The 13,762-nt window shown below is 72.9% G+C and carries 16 protein-coding genes; 9 read left to right on the top strand and 7 right to left on the bottom strand.

All coding sequences use genetic code 11. From position 1 onward, the window contains the following. Nucleotides 1-11 precede the first annotated feature (11 nt). Entirely contained in the window at nt 12-1,226 is a 1,215-nt protein-coding gene (locus tag O7612_RS00580) for an ABC transporter substrate-binding protein (RefSeq protein WP_282269468.1), read from the top strand. Between the two features lie 70 nt (nt 1,227-1,296). Here O7612_RS00580 and ddaH read toward each other — a convergent pair whose 3' ends face one another. Continuing rightward, entirely contained in the window at nt 1,297-2,130 is an 834-nt protein-coding gene (gene ddaH, locus O7612_RS00585; protein WP_348774256.1) for a dimethylargininase, read from the bottom strand. Nucleotides 2,131-2,189: 59 nt separating this feature from the next. Here ddaH and O7612_RS00590 point away from each other — a divergent pair, with 59 nt between their 5' ends. Next, entirely contained in the window at nt 2,190-2,648 is a 459-nt protein-coding gene (locus O7612_RS00590) for an Lrp/AsnC family transcriptional regulator (protein ID WP_067301170.1), read from the top strand. 18 nt (nt 2,649-2,666) lie between these two features. On the opposite strand, the gene O7612_RS00595 is transcribed toward O7612_RS00590, so the two are convergent. The 3 genes from O7612_RS00595 to O7612_RS00605 all read right to left on the bottom strand — a co-directional run bounded on the left by O7612_RS00595 (nt 2,667) and on the right by O7612_RS00605 (nt 5,058). Beyond that, nucleotides 2,667-3,779 carry a hypothetical protein gene (locus O7612_RS00595; protein ID WP_282269476.1) on the bottom strand — a complete coding sequence of 371 codons (1,113 nt, stop codon included), beginning with the start codon at nt 3,777-3,779 and terminating at the stop codon, nt 2,667-2,669. A gap of 257 nt (nt 3,780-4,036) precedes the next feature. Further along, entirely contained in the window at nt 4,037-4,306 is a 270-nt protein-coding gene (locus tag O7612_RS00600; RefSeq protein ID WP_282269477.1) for a DUF6457 domain-containing protein, read from the bottom strand. Then, nucleotides 4,303-5,058, bottom strand: a complete 756-nt coding sequence (locus O7612_RS00605; RefSeq protein WP_282269480.1) for an NTP transferase domain-containing protein — start codon at nt 5,056-5,058, stop codon at nt 4,303-4,305. Before O7612_RS00605 ends, O7612_RS00600 begins: the two co-directional genes overlap by 4 nt. Nucleotides 5,059-5,277: 219 nt before the next feature. Between O7612_RS00605 and fdhD the strand changes: the two genes are divergently transcribed. Further along, on the top strand, nt 5,278-6,132 hold the full coding sequence (gene fdhD / locus O7612_RS00610) for a formate dehydrogenase accessory sulfurtransferase FdhD (protein ID WP_282269482.1): 855 nt from the start codon (nt 5,278-5,280) through the stop codon (nt 6,130-6,132). 277 nt (nt 6,133-6,409) lie between these two features. Here fdhD and O7612_RS00615 read toward each other — a convergent pair whose 3' ends face one another. Both O7612_RS00615 and O7612_RS00620 read right to left on the bottom strand, forming a co-directional pair. Next, nucleotides 6,410-6,583: a hypothetical protein gene (locus tag O7612_RS00615; RefSeq protein ID WP_282269484.1), complete on the bottom strand. Its 174-nt coding sequence runs from the start codon at nt 6,581-6,583 to the stop codon at nt 6,410-6,412. Nucleotides 6,584-6,696: 113 nt separating this feature from the next. After that, nucleotides 6,697-7,086 (bottom strand): hypothetical protein, encoded by a 390-nt coding sequence (locus O7612_RS00620; RefSeq protein WP_348774315.1) that lies wholly within the window; start codon nt 7,084-7,086, stop codon nt 6,697-6,699. A 481-nt stretch (nt 7,087-7,567) separates the two neighbouring features. Between O7612_RS00620 and O7612_RS00625 the strand changes: the two genes are divergently transcribed. Continuing rightward, a complete protein-coding gene (locus tag O7612_RS00625; protein WP_282274102.1) occupies nt 7,568-8,362 on the top strand; it encodes a helix-turn-helix transcriptional regulator in 795 nt (264 codons plus the stop codon). Next, the gene (locus tag O7612_RS00630) at nt 8,359-8,550 is read left to right on the top strand and encodes a DUF397 domain-containing protein (RefSeq protein ID WP_282269488.1); all 192 of its coding nucleotides are present in this window, start codon (nt 8,359-8,361) and stop codon (nt 8,548-8,550) included. Before O7612_RS00625 ends, O7612_RS00630 begins: the two co-directional genes overlap by 4 nt. Nucleotides 8,551-9,093: 543 nt before the next feature. Here O7612_RS00630 and O7612_RS00635 read toward each other — a convergent pair. Continuing rightward, nucleotides 9,094-10,140: a DUF4192 domain-containing protein gene (locus O7612_RS00635; RefSeq protein ID WP_282269490.1), complete on the bottom strand. Its 1,047-nt coding sequence runs from the start codon at nt 10,138-10,140 to the stop codon at nt 9,094-9,096. Between the two features lie 153 nt (nt 10,141-10,293). Here O7612_RS00635 and O7612_RS00640 point away from each other — a divergent pair, with 153 nt between their 5' ends. The 4 genes from O7612_RS00640 to O7612_RS00655 are packed head-to-tail and all read left to right on the top strand — an operon-like array spanning nt 10,294 to nt 13,724. Next, nucleotides 10,294-11,208: a fructosamine kinase family protein gene (locus O7612_RS00640; protein ID WP_282274103.1), complete on the top strand. Its 915-nt coding sequence runs from the start codon at nt 10,294-10,296 to the stop codon at nt 11,206-11,208. Further along, nucleotides 11,205-12,218 (top strand): GTP 3',8-cyclase MoaA, encoded by a 1,014-nt coding sequence (moaA, locus tag O7612_RS00645; RefSeq protein WP_282269492.1) that lies wholly within the window; start codon nt 11,205-11,207, stop codon nt 12,216-12,218. The genes O7612_RS00640 and moaA overlap by 4 nt, the downstream gene beginning before the upstream one ends. 1 nt (nt 12,219) lies before the next feature. Continuing rightward, a complete protein-coding gene (locus O7612_RS00650) occupies nt 12,220-12,465 on the top strand; it encodes a MoaD/ThiS family protein (protein WP_282269494.1) in 246 nt (81 codons plus the stop codon). An 11-nt stretch (nt 12,466-12,476) separates the two neighbouring features. Continuing rightward, a complete protein-coding gene (locus O7612_RS00655; protein ID WP_282269496.1) occupies nt 12,477-13,724 on the top strand; it encodes a metallophosphoesterase in 1,248 nt (415 codons plus the stop codon). The last annotated feature ends 38 nt before the right edge of the window (nt 13,725-13,762 follow it).

Consider the following 13,762-nt stretch of genomic DNA (forward strand, 5'->3'; position numbering starts at 1 on the left):
AAGGATTTTCGGTGTCGCAGATGAACCGCAGGCGGGCCCTCCAGCTGCTGGCCGCGCTCGGTACCACCGGACTGGCCGCCGCCTGCGGCACGGACGACACCGAGACGCCGCCGGTGGGCAGCCCCGTCAAGATCGGCCTGATCAGACCGGAGAACGGTGACGGCAAGGCGATCGGCGAGGACATCGAGAACGGCTTCCAGCTCTTCCTGGCGATGAACGGGCAGCAGCTCGGTGGGCACCCGGCGACCGTGGTGACCGTCGACGAGGGCGACAACGCCAAGAGCGGGCAGGCCGCCGTCGACAAGCTGCTCAGCCAGAACGTGCTCGCCATGACCGGCGTGGTCAACTCGACCGTGATGTCCGGCATCCGGGACGCGGTGGAGAAGGCCCGGGTGCCGCTGATCGGCTCCAACGCCTCGCCGCCCAGCCTGCAGAGCGTCGTCTACATCTGGCGGACGTCGTACGTGCTGGACGAGCCGGGCCGGGCGCTCGGGTCGTACCTGCGGCGGACGCTGCCCGCCGACAGCCGGCTCGCCATCGTCGCCCCGGAGGGCACCGCCAGCCTCGACGTGATCAAGGGGTTCCGCGACGGCTTCGGCACCGACGACCCGCGGATCATCGGCGAGCCGATCCTCACCACCGCCAACCCCGCCCCGGGCGAGAACGAGTTCGGCGCGCAGATCAGCGAGGCGCTCAGCCGCCAGCCGGACGGGATCTTCTGCTTCTACTCCGGCACCGCGGGCGAACAGTTCATCCGGCAACTGCGCCGCAGCCGCTGGTTCGGCGACATCTACGCGCCCGGCTTCCTGACCGAGGGCAACATCCTCTCCGACCTGCGCTCGACCCTGGTCAACGCGGACGACAGCCTCAAGGCCGGCACCATCCAGACCGCGTTGAACTACTCGGCCGACCTCAACAACAACGCCAACCGGACCTTCGCCTCGGCGTACCGCAAGACCTACAACGTCTCCCCCAGCACCTACGCGATGGCCTCCTACGACGCCGCGCAGGTGCTCGACAAGGCGATCCGGCTTGCCGGCGCGGAGCCCAACCCGCAGCAGGTCAACCTGGCGCTGGGCAAGATCGGCCAGATCGACAGCCCGCGCGGGCCGTGGCAGTTCAACCAGCCACGTACCCCGCAACAGAAGTGGTACCTGCGCAAGGTGCAGTTCGACGGCCGGCTGCTCTCCAACGTCCTGATCAACGAGATCGCCACCCTCGGCTGAGCGGCACACCACGGCGGCCGGGCACCCCTCGTGGCGGGGTACCCGTCCCCTCGTGGCGGCTCCGGGTCGGTCAGGGGCGCAGCTCGGCGACGCAGCACTTGACGCTGCCGCCGCCCTTCTTCAGCTCGGCCAGCTCCACCGGCACCGGGGTGTACCCGGCCGCCTTCAGCTTCCCGGCCAGCCGGGTAGCGTCGCTGTTGAGCACCACGTTCGCCCCGTCGCTGACCAGGTTCAGGCCGAAGGCCAGCGCGTCCTCGTCGTCGGCGAGCACCGCGTCCGGGAAGAGCTGGGTGAGCACCCGCTGGCTGGCCGCCGAGAACGCCCCGGGGAAGTACGCGACGTTGCCGTCGTCGATCGAGGCGAGCGCCACGTCCAGGTGGTAAAAGCGCGGGTCGACCAGGCGCAGCGACACCACCGGGCGGCCCAGGGCCTCCTGCGCCTCGGCGTGCGCCGGCAGCTCGGTCCGGAAGCCGTACCCGGCCAGGATCAGCCCACCGTGCGCCTCCGGCAGGTAGGCGAAGTCGCCCTCACCCTCGTTGGTCTCGCCCGGCGCGATGAAGTGCCAACCGTGTTCCCGGTAGAACGCCCGGTGCGCGGCGGCCTCGGCGGACCGCTGCTCGTGCTTGAACTGCGCGCCGTAGACCGTCCCGTCCACCACGAAGGCCCCGTTGGCCGCGAAGACCATGTCCGGCAGCCCCGCCGCCGGGGTCAGCAGGTGCACCTCGTGGCCGAGACCCACCAACGTGTCCCGCAGCCGGTCCCACTGCTTGACCGCCAACGCCGCGTCGACGGCGGTGCTGACGTCCATCCACGGGTTGATGGCGTACTCGACCGCGAAGTGCTCCGGGGAACACATGAGATATGTCCGCTTTCGCGGCAAGCGCTGCTGCTCCACGGAGACCAAGGGTAGGTAGCGTAGAACTTTGGTAACAGCCAGAAGTATTGCTTCCCAGAGGCGGATCGTTGCAGATAGACGCGGTAGACCAGCGAATCATTGCGCTGCTCGTGGCGGACGCCCGGACCTCGTACGCCGACATCGGCTCCCGGGTGTCACTGTCCGCGCCGGCGGTCAAACGACGGGTGGACCGGCTCCGGGCCACCGGGGTGATCCGGGGCTTCACCGCCGTGGTGGACCCGGCCGCCGTCGGCTGGACCACCGAAGCGTTCGTGGAGCTGTTCTGCGCCGGCCGGACCACGCCCACCCAACTGGCGCTGGCCGCCCGGCGGCACCCCGAGGTAGTCGGCGCCTACACCGTCTCCGGGGAGGCCGACGCGCTCGTACACCTGCGCGCGGCCGACATCTCCCACCTGGAGGAGGCGCTGGAACGGCTCCGCGCGGAACCGTTCGTCACCTCCAGCCGGAGCACCATCGTGCTCTCCCGGCTGGTCGAGTCGCCCGGCGTCGGCCCGTCCACCCCCTGACGGCACCGGGACGGTGGATCAGAGGTACATGCCGGTGCGGTGCCCGCTGTCGCCCCGGCCCGGCTTGTCGCCCTCGCCGAAGAACCGCTTCCCGCCGAACTCGCCGTGCAACCGGTCGTCCAACTCGTCGGCGAGCCCGGTCATCACCTGCACCGCCAGCATCAGGTGGGTGGCCTGGAAGTTGCGGCCGAAGACCGGAATGGACGCCCAGACGGTGTCGTCGGCACAGTACAACCGGCCGATCGGCATCCGGTTGGTCAGCTCGGAGAGCTTCACGTACAACCGCTCCGTCGGTTCGACCTCGGTCAACACCGGCGAGAACACGTCGACCAGCGGCGGATTGTCCCGGACCCGGACGAAGACCATCGCCGACCCGGCCCGGATGTTGATGTCCCCGTCGGAGTCGATCTGGAGGTGGTCGGAGGTCGACTTCAGCATGGTCGACACCACCGTCCGGACCCGTTCCGGCAGGTCCAGCACCTCCTGGTCGCCGTTCTGGGCGCTCGCCGCCGCAGCCAGCGCCTCGTCCAGGTCGGCCTCGACGTCCCGGTCGGGGCCGAACTCGCTACGCGCGGTGCCGAGCGCCTCGATCGGCAACGACTCACCCTCGGCGTCCTGGCTGAGGTAGACCAGGAAGGCCGGGTGCGGGGCGCCGTACACGTCCCGCAGGGTGCGGGAGAACAGCCCGGCGAGCCTGCTGGCGTCGTCGACCGACCCGTCCAGCCCGAAGTCCTCGCCGGACCCCGTCACCACGCCGGGCGGCGACCAGCCGAGCGCGATCATGTCGGCCACCGCGGCGCGGTCCAGCCGGAAGCCCGGCGGCAGGGTGGCGTTGCCGACCGCCCGCGCGGAGATCCGGCCCTGCTCGCCCACGGCCACGTTGATCGAGTAGACCGCGTCACCCGTGCCGGAGGCGGTCGGGTCCAGGGTCAGTTCGAGCTGCGCCCCGGTGGGCAGCTCCCGCAGCCGGGCGGCCAGCGCCCGCGCGAACTCCCGCCACGCCTCGGTGACCTTGGCCCGCAGGTCGGCTGTGCTCGGCTCGTCCAGCAGGACCGAGTCGTGGTGATCGTGGTGCGCCGGCGAGGTGCCGGGCTGATCACCGGTCGGCTTCGAGGGGTGGTCCGCCGTCATGATCGCCTCCGTCCGTCAAGGTCACCCTACCCAGGCGGGCCGGAGTGCGAATCCACCACGACCGGCATCGGACACCGTGGCGGGGCCGGACTGTCGACGGGCCGATCCGGTCGGCCGTGGCGGGGCCGGACGGGCGACGGGCCGATCCGGTCGGCCGTGCCGGGGCCGGACGGGCGACGGGCCGATCCGGTCGGCCGTGCCGGGGCCGGACGGGCGACGGGCCGATCCGATCGGCCGTCCCGCGACGGACCGGCCGATCAGGGGGCGGCGGGGCCGTCGGGACGCCCACCGCCCAGCTCGACGGGCCATTCGGCGGCCAGCCCGCTGAGCCTTGCCGCCGCCGCGGCCGGGTCCGCGCCCCGTCCGACCGCCACCCCCAGCAGGTACGCGGTGACCGGCGCACCCGGTCGCAGCACCTGGTGGGCGACGTCCCGGGCCAGGTCCAGCACGGTCGGCACCGACACGTCGGCCGGATCGAGGCCCAACTCGGCGCAGGCCGCCGTCACCCAGTCGTCCAGCACGGTCATCGCTTCCACTCCTCCGCCCGGCGTACGTCAGCGTCAGTGTCGCAGTCGAACCACGGTGGCGGGCCGGCAGCCGACCAGACCAGCTCGCGCACGTTCAGCTCGCCCAGGAGTTCCCGCATCGACGCCCCGGCCAGCGCCCCGACCCGCCCGGCCCCCTCGCCTGTCCCGACAGGTCCGGCCCCCTCGCCCGTCCCGACCGTTCCGCTCCGGTCGCCTGTCCCGACAGGTCCGGCCCCGTCGACCGGCACAGCCTGCCCGGTGCATCCAGCTCGTTCGATCTCCTCGGCCCGGCGGGCGGCCACCCGGTCCAGCGCGGCGCGCAACGGCGACACCCGCCACACCCCGCACAACGGCTGCCGCCGCCCCCGGTCGTCGAGGAGGCAGACGCCGTCCGCCGCCCCCGGGCCGGACCCGGCGGCGAGCGCGTCGAGCAGCACACCGACGGCCGGTCGGCTGAGCAACGGCAGGTCGGCGGCGAGCAGGGCGACGACGGTCGTATCAGGGCCGAGCAGAGCCAGCCCGGCCGCCGTGGCGGCCACCGGCCCACCACCGGCCGGCTCCTCCCGGGTCACCAGCACGTCGGCCGGGAGCGAACCGCCCGATCCGACCAGCACCCGGGGTACGGCGTCGGCGACGGCGGCGAGCACCCGGTCCCGCATCGGCCGCCCGTGCACCGGCACCGCCGGCTTGTCCCGCCCGCCCATCCGGCGGGCCGCCCCACCGGCCAGCACCACCGCCGCGTACGCCGTCATCCGGTCACGGTAGCCGGCCGGTCCCTCCGGGCGGGGCCGTCAACCGGCCGGGCCGGGCATCGCCGCGCCCCGGTCACGCCCGGTCCCCACGTGCGGGAAGCGGACGGGCCGGGCCGTCGCCGTGCGGGAAGCGGACGGGCCGGGCCGTCGCCGTGCGGGAAGCGGACGGGCCGGGCCGTCGCCGTGCGGAGGATCGGGCGGGCGGGGCAGGATGGCGGGATGGGACGGGCCACTGACCGGCGGAGCGTGCTCCGGATCGATCTCGACGCGGCGGACGACGCCCGGATGGCGCTGCGCCGGCCGGACACCCTCGCCGTCGAGGAGCCGTTGGAGATCCGGGTCGGGCCGGGCGGCCCGGGTCGACGCCGGCCGCTGGCGGTGACCATGCGTACCCCCGGTGACGACCTCGACCTGGCCATCGGCTTCCTGCTGACCGAGGGGCTGATCCGCGGCGACGCCGACGTGCAGACCGCCCAGCTCTGTTCCGGGGCGGAGACACCCAACACGTACAACGTGGTCGACGTGGTGCTCGCACCCGGCGTGCCGGCACCGGCGGTCGACCCGGCACGCAACTTCTACACCACCAGCTCCTGCGGGGTGTGCGGCAAGGCCAGCATCGACGCGGTGCGTACCCGGTCCCGCTTCACCGTCGCGGACGACCCGCTCACCGTACCGGCGAAGCTGCTGGCCGAGCTACCCGACCGGCTGCGCGTCGCGCAGCGCGCCTTCGACCGCACCGGCGGCCTGCACGCGGCGGGCCTGTTCACCCCGGACGGCGAACTGGTGGTGCTGCGCGAGGACGTCGGCCGGCACAACGCGGTGGACAAGGTGATCGGCTGGGCGGTCCGGCAACGACGGCTGCCGCTTGCGGGTCACCTGCTGCTGGTGTCCGGTCGGGCGAGCTTCGAGCTGACCCAGAAGGCGTGGATGGCCGGGCTGCCGCTGCTGGCGGCGGTCTCCGCACCGAGCACCCTCGCCGCCGACCTGGCCGACGAGGCGGGGATGACCCTGGTCGGGTTCCTCCGTGGCCGCACCATGAACGTCTACACCCGCCCGCAGCGCGTCACCTCCTGACCCCGCAGACCGGTCTGACCCCGCACCCCGGTCCTGACGCCGGACCGTCGGCGTGGATGGTGGAGACCACGTCGGCCCAGACCGGCAACGTCGGCGTCGACGGTGGAGACACCTCGGCCCGGGACCGGCAACGTCGGCGTCGATGGTGAAGACCACGCCCGCCGGGAGAGTCGGCGTGGATTGTGGAGAGTTGTTGCCGCCCTGACGACAACAACTCTCCACAATCCACCGGCAGGCACTGCCACGCCAGCGGGGACACGTCGGCCGGGCCGGGAGGTCAGTGATCCGGCGGGCGGACCCAGGCCAGGAAGCGGTCGGTCACGTCGATCCGACGACCGTTGGCGAGCTGCGTCAGGTGTTCGGTCGCCTCCGCGCAGGCCCGGCACACCCACAGCGGTCGCAGCGGCAGCGGACAACCCGGCCAGCAGGCCGAGCAGGCCCGGCCGATCACCGTCGTACCTGGCGAGGAGGGCGAGTTTCGCCTCCCCGCACGGCCACGGGTTCGCGTCGACCCGGCCAGCCAGATCGGCCGCAGCGGCGTGTGCCGGCCGGGCAGCGGCACGGTCACCGCGTCCCCGCCGACCTGCACGCCCGCCCCCGACCGGACCGAACGCCCAGCGGGACGACCGCCTCCCGCGGTGGGATCGTCGCCCCACCCTGCCCGGCCGGGCCAGCCGGGACGGCCCGGGTGGCGACGCGTTCCGGCGGCGGCGGGGCTCGCCGGGTGGCGACGCGTTCCGGCGGCGGGGCGGGCCGGCGCACACCCGCCGGCATCAGGAAGAGGGTCCGCCGCCGGAACGCGTCGCCGGCAGCATTCAGCTGGTACGCGTCGATCCACACCCACCCGTCGTACGTGTGCCAGTCGGTCAGCACCCGGATGACCCGGACCGTGATCGGCCGGATGAACTGCACGCTGGCGGCACGCGACAGGTGAAGTACCTCTCCCGACCTGATCTGCGGGGCGGTCACCGTGGCCCCTGGTTCCGGCTGGACGACCACCGGTGCGTCGGCACGACGCCGAACATCCGACCCGGCCCCCGGTACGGCGGAACAAGCGGCCCGATCGGCCCGGGCACGATCGGGCGCGCGGGTCGCCCGGGGTCGGGTGCGGGCTCCGGGCCGGGCGCGGGCTCGGGGCTCCTGTCTGGCTCGGGGCTCTTCTCGGGCTTCGGCTTCTCCTTGGGCACGGCGTCTTCTCTGCGTCGGTGCGTCCCGCGTCGGTGTGGAGGAGGGGCCGGCCGCCCTTCCACGGACGGCCCCTCCGGCAGACGCCGCCGCCAGCTCTCGACCACTACCGACAGCGCCGCCCCGGTGACACTCTGATGTGGAGGTCACTACGCTCGGAAGGTGCGACGCAGGTTCGGGCTGAGCCGGATGAGGAGCTGCCGACGAGGTGGCGACATGAATGGTCGATCTTCAGATTGGGGCACCGTGCATGGCTGACGTACCAGATCCGCTCGCCGATTTCGTCGTTGCCGAGATTCGCCGCGCCCGGGGTGCCGCCGGGATGACGCAGGAGACGTTCGGGCGGGGTGCCGGGTTCAGCGCCTCGCACGTCAGTGCTGTCGAGGGGGGCACCCGGGCGCTGACCATTGATTTCATCAAGGGAGCTGACCGGGCGCTCAGCACCGGTGGGCTCTTCGAGCGGCTGGTGAGCAAGCTCGGCACACCGTCGTGGTTCCTGCCGTGGCTCGACGCCGAACGCAACGCGACCCAACTCAGATATTTCGAGCCGAACCTGATCCCCGGCCTACTACAAACCGAGTCCTACGCCCGCGCAGTGCTGAGACTCGATCCGCGTTTGACCGATAGCGAAGTAGATCGCCGAGTGGCGGCACGCCTGGAGCGACAACATGTCCTGGACCGAGCCGACCCACCCCAGCTCGTCGCAGTGATCGACGAAGGCGCAGTCCAGCGCGCCGGTAAGGGATTCGAGAAACTAATGGCCGAGCAACTCGACCACCTTGTAGCTTGTGCGGAACGACCGAATATCAGCATCCACATCGTGCCCATCGATGTTGTTCTCCATGCAGGTCTTTCCGGCCCCCTGTCGCTCGCGCATTTGGGTGATGGCGGTTGGGTTGGACACCTCGAAAACCAGTTGGGCGGCGATGTCGTAAGCCAGCCGGCAGACCTGGCTACGCTCTTCGAGCGGTGGGAGAGCATCCGGAACGAGGCGCTACCACGACGGCAGTCGTTAGACCTGATCATGGGAGTTGCAGGCCAATGAACCTGACTGATGCGCGGTGGCGGAAGTCCACCCGAAGTGGCACCAGCGGCGGAAACTGTGTCGAGGTTGCCGACAACCTTCCCGGCGCGGTCGCCGTACGGGACTCCAAGGACCCGGACGGGCCGGCCCTGACGTTCGCCCCGACCTCGTGGCGCACGTTCGTCGCCGGGTTGGCAGCTCGCGCCTGACCGAAGGCCCCGACGAAGCGCCTGTCCCGGTTCGGGGCAGGCGCTTCGCGTTGAGGATGCGTCGCCGGGTCGACCTGACATACATTCCGCGACAGCCTTATGCCTGCCAGGCATGAATATGACTGCTGGGCATACTCACCTCGGGGAACACATACCCCCGACCCTTTACCGACCGTGACCGACTGTCACCCCTCGCACGGTGGCTCTCCTCACCGACCGATCGCTGCGTCCCGGCCAGCGGAAGCCGCAGCCCGCAAGCCGCAGCCCGCAGCCCGGGGCCGTAAGCCACAAGTGCAGCCTCAAGCCGTCAGGCACAAGCGCAGCCCCGGACAGCAAGCCCACAAGCACAGCCCCGGGCCGCAGCCCGCAAGCGCAGCCCACAGCCCACAGCCCACAGCCCACGCAACGACGCAGCCCACGCAACGACGCGGCGCTCGAAACGCAGCCGGTCAGCGACGGCGCAGCCGGGCGTGCGACAGACCCGGGCCGGCCGGAACGCATCGGTTCAGAACACAGAGCAGATCAAAAGGCCAGCACAGCCGGTCAGCGGGGCCGGCGGGGCCGGCGACGACGGCGGCGCAGCACCCGCGGGTCGGTCACCGTCGGCCAGCCGTCCAGGTCGGACGGCGGCACCCCACGCCGCAACAGGTCGTCGAGGATGAGGGCGAGGGTGTAGTCGGGGCGGAGGGTCAGCGCCCGTTCCAGCGCCACGGCGGCGAGCGCGCCCTGACCGGCCCGCCAGGCGGCGAAGGCGAGCAGGCAGGCCGGGGCGGGGACCAACTCGTCCTCGGCGCGGCGCAGCACCTCGCCCCACAGGGCGATGTCCTCCTCCCGCCCGTCGGTGTGCTCCCACGCGTGGTCGCGTACCGGTAGGTGGGTCAGGAGCAGGGTCAGCCAGGCCACCTCGTCGTCGGTGAGCCGTTCGCCGTGTCGGTGCCGACGCTGGGACCGGCGTACCGCTGCCACGCCGGCCCGGCGGATCGTCCGCTCGCCGAACTCGTCGCTGGCGGGGGCCGCTTCCAGCAGTTCCAGCAGGCGTCGTTCGGCCCGGTCGCCGGCCCGGCGCAGCGCAGCCCGGTCGATGCCCTCGGCCGGAGCGACCTGGGCGGTGAGTGCCGCCCGGTCGGGCAGTGCCACCTGACCGGCGTAGACGGCGGCGGCGGCGACCTGGCTGGCGTCCGGGTCGTACGGGGTGCCGTCGGGCGGGCAGCAGTCCGGCGCTTCGCAGAGGTACGACCAGTAGCGGCGACCGGTGACCCGCAGCGCGTCGAGCACGGGCAGGCCGAGGTCCGCCAGCGCCGAACGGACGGCGTCCAACGTCGGGGTGACCCGTTCGGGCGGGCCGAACCCGATGACGGTGGCGGCGTCGGCGTGCTGCCGGGCGATGACGTCACCGAGATGTCCCGCCGGCAGCAGCGGGTCGGTGCCCGGGTCGGGCAGGTCGGCGCGGGCGGCGAAGACGATCCGCCGGCCCCGCATCGCCACCACCACGATGCTGTCGACCGGGTGGAACCCGAGCAGGTACGGAACGGCGGCGATCAGGTCGGCGGGAGAGCGGACGGTGAGCCGGGGGCGGTCGGTCGCGTTCATGTCCGGCAGCCTGCGGCCGGGCGGGACACCCAGGACAGGCCCTGTGGACGACACGCGACTTATCCACAGATACGGACGGTAGTCGTGCAGCTCACCGCGAACCGGGAGGCGACGCGGGCCACCGGGGTCGGTCCGAGGGGCTACCTTGCGCTGATGGACCTGGCGTACCTGCGGGCGCACCCGGAGCACCTGCCCACCTTCCTGACCCACCAGCGCATCCGGGAGACCCCGGTGGCGGGCGGGGACAGCTGCGTGGCCTCCCGGTTGACCCTGGACGACGGCCACTCGGTCTTCACCAAGACCTGGCCGGGGCGGGCCGGCCGACCGGTGCCGGAGGACTTCTTCGTCACCGAGGCCGCCGGGCTGCGCTGGCTGCGGGAGGCCGGCGCGGTAGCCGTACCGGGGGTGGTGGTGGCGTTGCCCGGGCTGCTGGCGCTCGACTGGGTGGAGCCGGGCGAGCCGACGCCGGAGGCGGCCGAGCGGTTCGGTCGGGAACTGGCCGGCACGCACCGGGCCGGCGCGGACCGGTTCGGGGCGGCCTGGCCCGGGTTCATCGGCACTCTCGCGCAGGACAACACCCCCGACGACGGGCCGTGGCCGGACTGGTTCGCCCGGCGGCGGCTCCTGCCGTACCTGCGGATGTCGGTCGACGGCGGCGCGCTCGACGGCGCGGACGCCACGCTGGTCGAGCAGGTGGTCGCGCGGATCGACGAGTTCGGCGGCGACGAGCCGGCGGCCCGGCTGCACGGCGACCTGTGGCCGGGCAACCTGCTCTGGGGTGCGGACGAGCGGGTGTGGCTGGTGGACCCGGCGGCACACGGCGGTCACCGGGAGACCGACCTGGCCCAGTTGGCCCTCTTCGGCGGCCCCCCGCACCACGACCGGATCACGGCCGGCTACCGGGAGGCCTGGCCACTGGCCGACGGCTGGCGGGAGCGGGTGCCGCTGCACCAGCTCCCGTTGCTGCTCGTGCACACCGCCCTGTTCGGTGGGGCGTACCGCGATGCGGTCGTCGGTGCCGCCCGAGCGGCACTGCGGGGTGTCGGCCGCGCTACGGTCGACGGGTGACCGCCGCCCCGACGACCGCCGGCGTCCTCGTCGACCGGTACGGCCGGATCGCCCGGGACCTGCGTGTGTCGCTGACCGACAAGTGCAACCTGCGCTGCACCTACTGCATGCCGGCGGAGGGGCTGCCCTGGCTGGCCGGGCCGCAACTGCTCACCGACGCGGAGATCATCCGGCTGGTCCGGGTCGCGGTGCAGCGACTCGGGGTGACCGAGGTGCGGTTCACCGGTGGCGAGCCGCTGATCCGGCCGGGGCTGGTCGGCATCGTCGCCGCCGTGGCCGCGCTCACCCCCCGGCCCCGGATCTCGGTGACCACCAACGGTCTCGGCCTGGACCGGCTCGCCCCGGCGCTGCGCGACGCCGGGCTGGACCGGGTGAACGTGTCGCTGGACACCCTGGACCCGGCCCGGTTCGCCGCGTTGACCCGGCGGGACCGGCTCGCCGACGTGCTCTCCGGGCTGGCCGGGGCCGCCGCCGCCGGACTCACCCCGGTCAAGGTCAACGCGGTGCTGATGCGCGGCGTGAACGACGACGAGGCACCGGCGTTGCTGCGGTTCGCCCTCGACCACGGTTACGAGTTGCGGTTCATCGAGCAGATGCCGCTGGACGCCCAACACGGTTGGGACCGGGCCACGATGGTCACCGCCGACGAGATCCTGGCGTCGCTGGCCGCCCAGTTCCCGCTCACCCCCGACCCGGTCGAGCGGGGGGCCGCCCCGGCCGAGACCTGGCTGGTCGACGGCGGCCCGGCCCGGGTCGGGGTGATCGGCACGGTGACCCGGCCGTTCTGCGGCGACTGCGACCGGACCCGGCTCACCGCCGACGGCCAGGTCCGCAACTGCCTGTTCGCCACCGAGGAGTCCGACCTGCGCGGCGCGCTGCGGGCCGGCGCGGACGACACCGAACTCGCCCGGCGCTGGCAGGCCGCCACGGTGGTCAAGCGGGCCGGGCACGGCATCGACGACCCGACGTTCCTGCAACCGGTCCGGCCCATGTCGGCGATCGGAGGCTGAGGTGCACCTCACCGTCCGGTACTTCGCCGGGGCGCGGGCCGCCGCCGGCCGCAGCGAGGAGACCGCAGCCGCCGGTCGCCCGCTGGACGAACTCCTCGGCGAACTCGCGCACCGGCACGGCCCCCGGCTGGCCGCGGTGCTCCAGGTGGCGAGTTTCCTGGTCGACGGGGTGGCCTGCCATGATCGTCAGACACCGTTGCCGGCCGGGGCCACGATCGACGTGCTGCCTCCCTTCGCGGGCGGCTGAGGGAGGCTGCCGTGTTGGCGATTCTGGGGTTCGTGGGCACGCTCGCGCTGATCACCGGGCTGATCCACTTCTACCTGTGGAAGCGGCTGGTCAAGGACACCACCGGCCCGGGCCGGTGGCGGCGGGTCGGCACGGTCGTCGCGCTGGTGCTGGCGGTGCTCGTCCCGGCGACGATGACCGGCACCCAGGTCGCCGGGGCGTTCTGGCTGGCCTGGCCCGGTTACCTCTGGCTCGCGGTGATGTTCTACCTGCTGATCGTGCTGGTGGTGCTGGAAGTGCCGATGGCGGTGACCCGGCTGGTGCTGCGTCGCCGCAGCGCCACCGCCGAGGCCACCGCCGCCGCCCCGGAACCGGCGCTGGTCGGTGCGGCCGGCAGCGCCGACCCGCCGGCCGCCGAGGCCGTGGACCGGCCCGACCACGACGAGTCCCGCCGGTTGCTGCTCGCCCGGGGGGCCGCGATCTTCGCCGGGCTCACCGCCACCGGCATCACCGGGTACGGGGTCCGCACCGCGCTGGGGCCGCCACAGCTCGACCGGGTACGCATCCCGCTGGCCAAGCTCCCCCGCAGCATGGACGGCCTGCGCATCGCCACTGTCTCGGACATCCACCTCGGCCCGCTGCGCGGTCGGGTGCACACCGAGCGGATCGTCGCGATGATCAACCGGTTGGACGCCGACCTGGTGGCCGTCGTCGGTGACCTGGTCGACGGCTCGGTCGCCGAGTTGGGCGAGGCCGCCGAGCCGTTGCGTGACCTGCGGTCCCGGTACGGCAGCTTCTTCGTCACCGGCAACCACGAGTACTACTCCGGCGTGGAGGAGTGGGTCCGCGAGGTCGACCGGCTCGGCCTGCGGGTGCTCCAGAACGAACGGCAGGAGATCCGGGCCCGGGGCGGGGTGCTCGACCTGGCCGGGATCAACGACGTCACCGCCGACGGCACCGGCGTCGCCGGCCCCGCCGACTTCACCGCCGCGCTCGGCGGCCGGGACGTCAGCCGCCCGGTGGTGCTGCTCGCCCACCAGCCGATCGCCGCCCGCGAGGCGGCGACGTTCGGCGTCGACCTGCAACTGTCCGGGCACACCCACGGCGGTCAGATCGCCCCGTTCAACCTGGCCGTCAAGCTCCAGCAGCCGGTGGTCTCCGGGCTCGGCGAGGTCGACGGCACCAAGGTCTACGTGACCAACGGGGCCGGCTTCTGGGGGCCGCCGGTCCGTGTCGGCGCACCGCCGCAGGTGACCCTGGTCGAGCTGCGCGCCCCGTGACCTGTCCGAACGGGTGGAGAGCCCGACTTATAGCGCGT

The organism is Micromonospora sp. WMMD987 (assembly GCF_029581435.1).
In the GTDB taxonomy this organism is placed as follows: domain Bacteria; phylum Actinomycetota; class Actinomycetes; order Mycobacteriales; family Micromonosporaceae; genus Micromonospora; species Micromonospora rifamycinica.